The 6982-nt window shown below is 34.7% G+C and carries 3 protein-coding genes; all 3 read right to left on the bottom strand.

Going from position 1 to position 6982, the window contains the following annotated elements:
- Positions 1-171 precede the first annotated feature (171 nt).
- The 3 genes from ACT9TX_RS18020 to ACT9TX_RS18010 are packed head-to-tail and all read right to left on the bottom strand — an operon-like array spanning position 172 to position 6133.
- Entirely contained in the window at positions 172-1230 is a 1059-nt protein-coding gene (locus ACT9TX_RS18020; protein WP_481340434.1) for a fasciclin domain-containing protein, read from the bottom strand.
- An 18-nt stretch (positions 1231-1248) separates the two neighbouring features.
- Positions 1249-2895, bottom strand: a complete 1647-nt coding sequence (locus ACT9TX_RS18015) for a RagB/SusD family nutrient uptake outer membrane protein (protein WP_481340432.1) — start codon at positions 2893-2895, stop codon at positions 1249-1251.
- A 10-nt stretch (positions 2896-2905) separates the two neighbouring features.
- Complete coding sequence (locus tag ACT9TX_RS18010; RefSeq protein WP_481340430.1) at positions 2906-6133, bottom strand: SusC/RagA family TonB-linked outer membrane protein; 3228 nt, start codon at positions 6131-6133, stop codon at positions 2906-2908.
- Between the last annotated feature and the right edge of the window lie 849 nt (positions 6134-6982).

Here is a 6982-nt window from a genome sequence, read left to right as displayed (position 1 = left end):
TACATGTTTTACAATCAACTTATCTAATTCCTTTACTTTTTCAGGCATTTTAGCTGAAAGATTATTGGCTTCGCCAAATTATATAAATTTAAAATTTCGTATTTTACAAAAAAGAATTCTGGGATGGATTAAAATATAATGAACCCGTAAATACATTAATAATATATTTAATTAAGGTACTAATACTTTATCAATCTTATGCACTATTCCTCTTGCAACCAAGATATTAGCTTCGGTTATTACTGCTTGACTTGCTGTATTTGCTGATTTGAATGTAACGGCAGGCAAAACCCCAACTGTGATATCTGTACCATCTAACATTCTTGAAGTGCCAGATTGAAAATCAGTGGTAAATATTTTTTGGCTACTAACCACATGATGCCGTATTAAAGAAGTTACCGTAGCAATTGGTAATGCGGCAATAGAAGCAGTGGTATAACCAGCAGCTCTAAAAGCATTATTTGTTGGTATTAAAAACGTATTTTGTATTTTTGCATTATTAATCAGTTTAAAAATGGTATCTGTAGTTGGTATTCTAACTAGGGCTTGGTTAAATAAGGACATGCTAGTGTCTACTTTTACTAATCCTGCGGCTGCTGATGCATAAACTGGCACCCTTAAGTTGTTAATTGGATATAAATTACCATTTTTGAAGGATTTTGATTTTGATATATCAATTTTTGAGTTACCATCAATTAAAAAATCAGCAATATATTTTTTAATATACAATGTATCAGCAGTGTTTGAAGAAATTGTCCGAAACTTTAAAGAATCATTAAGATCTACTCCTACTACTTCATTTATGAGGAAATTAGCAGCAAATTGCCTTACGACAGTTGCATTTTTTAGATTGGCCGAAGAAGTATCCCTAGATAAGAATTTTAGTAATAATGGATTTAAACTATTACCATCCGCGATGAAAGTGATGCCATTGTTTATAAAAGCATCGTTAGTAGGTATAAAACCCGTAATATAGCCTGTACCTAATGTAGCCCCAATAACATTATAACTATTAGTTGTATTAGCAGAATCACCTTTAGGGCCAAGTGACAAATAATCAGAAAATTTGTACAACTGTTTGTACATACTGTAATTACTTGTGGTATCTATTTCAGATTTTAAGGTGTTAGAATAATCCAACACCTCGCCCCGACCAAAATCTTTTTGGCAGCTGGCTAAAGTAAATAACATGATGATCAGAATGCCTATTTCAAGAAATTTTTTACTCATAATTTTATTTTATTATTGTTAATTCCAACCAGGATTTTGCGGTGCCAAGTATGGATTAGATTGCAGCTGACTGTAGGGCACTGGATATAAATAAAACTTGGGATCGTAAGTAGGTACTGTTTGATCAAGGTTTGTAAACTGATCTGCACGCATATTATCCATTTCATCTTTTAGGGTACCCCATCTTCTAATATCAAAAACACTAGTAAACTCACCAACAAGCTCTCTCATACGTTCATCACGAATAATTTGTCTTAATGGTATTTGAGTAGTTGTTAAAGCAACGGGTTTTGCACCAGCCCTTGTCCTTACTTCATTCAAAAATGTAATAGCTTGCGTAGTTTGACCAGCTTCATTTAAAGCTTCAGCGTAGCATAGTAACACATCAGAGAAACGAAGTATAATATAATCGTTTTGATAGCCCCTAACACTGTTGTTTAATCTTGGCTGATCTGCTATATATTTGGTATATCCAATTCCGTAACGTCCAGGTCCAGTTATTGTTTGTGCAGGAGCTGTTTTGCGCCTATATTGAAAAGTTGAAACAGTATCATAAATTAAAGAGTCTTGCAAGCCAGTAGCTGCTATTTTAGAGTTGGGGCGCATGTCAGCATAGGCATAACCAATACCAGATCTTGTACGTACATCAGTAGGTTCATATAAACGTAAAATATCCCAACGTAATCCATACATAGGTGTTTGGGAGGCTTCCCCATCTATATTACAACCAATTGGCCCACATATATTAGGTAAATAAGTAGCACTTGCGATACCATTTGCAGAATTAGCAAAATTACGCAATGCAAACAGTATCTCTGCGTTCATTTCATTTAGAGATTTAAATATATCAGCATAATTTGGTAACAAAGTAGTGCCATAACTAGCTCTACCACTAACCAAAGGTGCCAAAGTTGCTACAGCATTGGCATAACCATTCGGATCGTTAAGTGGTAAGCCTGCCATAGTAAGATATACCTTGCCTAACATCCCAGTAGCTGTGCCAGCAGTAACCCGCCCTAGATCCTGAGTCGGCCTTGTTTTTGGTAAACGGCTGCGTGTTATAGTACCATTGGTATAATTACCAGATGCATACGTTAAATCTTCTACTATTTGTGCATACACATCTTTAATAGGCGAGCGCGGCAAATAAATATTTGGTATATCAGCAGATGATGAAGTGGCTTTTAAATGCAAAGGTACTGCCCCATAAAATTGTGTTAACACAAAATACGCCCACCCTCTTAAAAATTTGGCTTCGGCTATTAGTGGCACAGCATCAGTACTATCTTTTAAATATGTTTGAGAGGCTTCTATTACTTCGTTGGCTCTATTTATCATTAAATAAAAAGCTTGCCAAGTTTGTGTAATAGCTACTGTATTAGGATTATATATGTACCTATAAAATTCTCTATTACCTAATATATCGCTATTAGATCCAAAAGAACTGTAACGATGGCCAGCTTCTGCCATAGGGAACAATGATTGAGATTGATAGAGACCAATAGTGCGATTGTCTACAGCAGTATAAATAATAACAGTTGCTGCATCTATCAATGTAACGTTATTTAGACTTGTATATTGACCATACGGCGTCTCTACTAAATCTTTTTTACAACCTGCAAAAAATAGCAATAGAACAGGTATAGCGATTATTATTTTTTTCATTGATTATTTTTTAGAATGTTGTAGATAAACCAATTGTGATATTTCTATTGCGTGGGTAAGATCCATAATCTATACCTTGATAACGGACATCAGTTCCATAAGAACTTACCTCTGGATCGAAGCCTGTATATTTCGTGATAATAAATAAATCAGTTCCCGTTATATATAGATTTAAAGTTTTAAAGAACTTAATCTTTTTAACATCAAAATTGTAACCTAGGGTGATATTTTTTAGGCGTAAATAGCTGCCGTCTTCAATTTGGGCAGAGGTAGCATCACCGGTAGGATGATTCAATGCTGTTTGAACAGCAGGATATCGAGCATTATTGTGTTGATTCTTAAGCGTCCAATGGTTTTTAAACCAATCTTCGGTTTGATTAAAAGCTACCCCAGCATTATTAAAGTTACCACTTCCTATTAATTGTTGAGCAACATTTTGTATATCATTTCCATAACTACCTGTGAATAAGAAGCTTAAACTAAAACGTTTGTAAGTAAAGTTATTAGTAAAGCCAATGGTAAATTTAGGTGCTGAATTACCAATTACCACCTTGTCAGAGTCGTTCACATTACCATTAACTCTACCTGTAGCTGGATTGATATAAGTGCTGCCGTTGGTATTCACAAATTTTAAACGACCTGGCCTTGTATCAGCATTAACGCCCACTGTAAAGATATCTACACCTGCATTTGGCTGACGATTATTATCAAAATCTGACAATTGGTATAAGCCATCAATTTTATAGCCATAAAACAAGCCTAATTCTTTACCAGGTATTAATGCTTTGGCACTACCACCTACTAAATTTCCACCTAAATTTGCCAAGTTCGCTTTAAAATCAAAGTCACCAAGATCAACCAAAATGGTTTTATTATTAGAGAAGTTAAAATTACTAGACCAAGAGAAATTTTTATTTTGAACTATTTTAGTATTTAAAGTAATTTCAATGCCTCTATTTTGAATCGTACCTACATTTGACCACACATTGGTATAGCCTGATTGAAATGGAAAGGGCACATTTTGTAACAAGCCTTTTGTAAGTTTATCGTAATACTCAAACGTAATACCTAGTTTGTCTTTAAAAAAGGATAAATCTGTTGCTATATTAAATAAGCTTGATGACTCCCATTTTAAATTAGGGTTATTAGGTTGCGTTGCAGATAACCCAACAAAAGGTGTATTACCTTGCGTTAATCCAGTTTCGTAAATCCCCGTGTTATACAGTCTTAAAGAACGATACACAGGTAATGATCTATCGTTACCAATAACTGCATAACTAACACGTACCTTTGCTAAATCTACAAAACGTAATTTATTTTTTATAAACGACTCTTCGCTTGCGTTCCAGGTAAAACCTAGAGATGGAAACAAGCCTAATTTATTACTTTCAGCGAAACGGGATGCACCGTCTAGTCTTATAGAACCACTAATCAAATATCTATTATCATAATTAAAAAGTAACCTATAAAAAGCGGATTCGATTAAACTTGCTGTTTTAGAAGACGATATTTTTTGTATTTTACCTGCATTAAGATTAAATAAAGTAATATCAGGAAACACAAGATCTTGTGCAACTGATGAATTATCTTCAATAGTATTCTTGGTAAATTCGGCCCCTATGGTATTGTTAATAGTTAAAGCTTTAGACTTAAATTTGTGTAGAAAAAAAGCATTCCCATTATAAGCCAAAGTTTTCGCATCGCCTTGCTGTGCTGTGCCGCCATTTGCAACATCAATCACTTTTGGTTGTAAGGTTTGTCTACCAGCATAATTGTAAGAAGTGCCAAACGTTACATGCATCTCTAAATTTCGTTTAGCATTAAAATAAAAAACATTCTCTAAATTAGCTATTACTTGGTCTTGTAATCTATTGTCAGTTTTTAATTTTTGCTCTGAGTAAGGGTTATAAGTAGTAGCTCCAATACTAAGCCCATCAATTATGTTGTCTAAGGTAAGTTGGTCAGGGTCATTTATAAAGAATGGTGCAGCTCTTAATGCATTCAAAATTGGTCCTCCACGTTGAGGCCAGCCCCTCGCAGCAGTAACACCAACCAATTGATTTTGCCTGGTAATGGCAAATTGCGCACGTATTGTGTACCATTTCTTAATATCGGTATTTACGTTAAATCGCACATTGGCTCTATCATTACCCGAATTAATTACAACACCCGTTTCTTTTAAATAAGAGGCACTAATAAAATAATTAGTAGCACCTACACCACCTCTAAAGCTTAAACTTGTTTCTTGCCTAAGGCTATTTCTTGTTAATTCTTTTAACCAATTGGTAGTTGGTTTATTGGCATAAGCTTCTACATCAAAAGTAACAGGTAAATTATTACGCACACTTTGTTCATTTTTTGTAGCTACGTACTCTTGCGAATTCATCATTTGATAAGGGCTTGAAATGATACCCACAGTGCTTTTACTAGTAAATTCAATCGTTGATTCGCCTGCTTTACCTTTTTTGGTAGTAATTAAAACAACACCATTTGCAGCCCTAGAACCATAAATAGCCGTTGCATCACCATCTTTGAGCACGGTAATTGTTTCTATGTCATTAGGATTTAAGCCAAATAAACCATTAGCATTACCACTACCGTCAGTGTTTACACTTGGAGCGTCCGTTGTTGGTGGTACTGGAAAGCCATCTATTACATATAGAGGTTGATTAGAGCCGTTAATAGAGCTGTTACCACGGATGGTTACAATAATATCAGCACCAGGCTCGCCAGAGGTAGATACAACATTTACACCAGCTACACGACCTTGTAAAATTTGACCTACATCACTGACTGTAGTTTTAGCAAACTCGCCGCTTGAAATGGTTGTAGCAGAGCCTGTTTTAGTTAATTTAGTACTAGAAGAATTGTAAGCACCCACTACTACTACTTCGCCCAAAGTAGAGGCTTCCGATTTTAGAGCCACATTAATATTAGGGTTATCGCCTACTTTAACTTCTTTGGTAATATACCCTACATAACTAAATACGAGGGTTACACCTTTTGTTACCCTAAGTGAATAGGTACCATCTACACCAGTTGTAGTTCCACCAGTTGCACCTTTAATTTTAATAGTAACACTGGTTAATGTTTCTGAGGCATTGCCCTCTACAGTAACCTTACCTTTTACCTGCACCAATGTTTGGGCAGAAAGTTTTAACCCGCAAAAAACTAGCACGACTAACATTAGTAGTACCGCTTGTTTTACAAATAAGGGTTGTGAATTCAATCGTTTCATACAGCTTTTGCTTTAGAGATTTTCTTTAGAATGATGTGTGAGAGGCGGTTCGTAAATTTACACAACAACGCAACCTTTCGTTAAAGACTATTAGGAACAAGAGGAGTATCAAGAGTTTAAATATCGTTAGAATCATACGGACTATTTAGTGTAATGCAAACGTTTTCAATTATCGTAGTGTAAACTTAAATAATGGCATATTATTGTCCGTCCTGAACTGTCATGGTAAAAATAAAAAAAGATATAACTAGTTGATAATTAGGAAAAAAAGTTTGTAAAAAAGTTTAAACGGTAATATGGAAAATAGTTTTTTTGAAACCAATATTACTACAAATTAGAGTTACCCGTTGGCCGCTTAATTTATTAAAATTTGAGGGACAAAAGATGTCGTTCAGTTGTCATAGTTAGTGACGAAACTTTCTAAAACAATATGCACAACATACGCACAAACTTCATCAAAATACTCGAGGTGATAAAAGATATTATTGGTGATGAAACAAACGAAAACGGTAACTGCTTAATACGTAGTACAATCAAAAGAAAAGAGTCCACAATGTGGATTTTTAACAAAGTAAGAAAGAGAATTGAGACCGCTTTCTCTCAGTTGTGTGACAAGTTTATGATGCAACGTAATTATGCCAAATCCTTTACTGGTTATAAGTCTAGAGTGTTAACGAAGATTACCAGACTAACAGTTTTGCAGTTCTTGAATACATTTATATACAACTGGCATATTGGAGGAGTAAAACGTGCACTCGCTTTTTAACTCCGCCTATAAATTGGATTACGCATTTAGTATTTCAGCTAGGTGCTTAATTTGTATCTTACTACCTTGTCTTTTTAATATTC

It is taken from the genome of Parasediminibacterium sp. HNIBRBA5674, from assembly GCF_056745525.1.
Note: the sequence above shows the minus strand (reverse complement) of the source record. Positions and strands in the feature narration are given on the sequence as shown.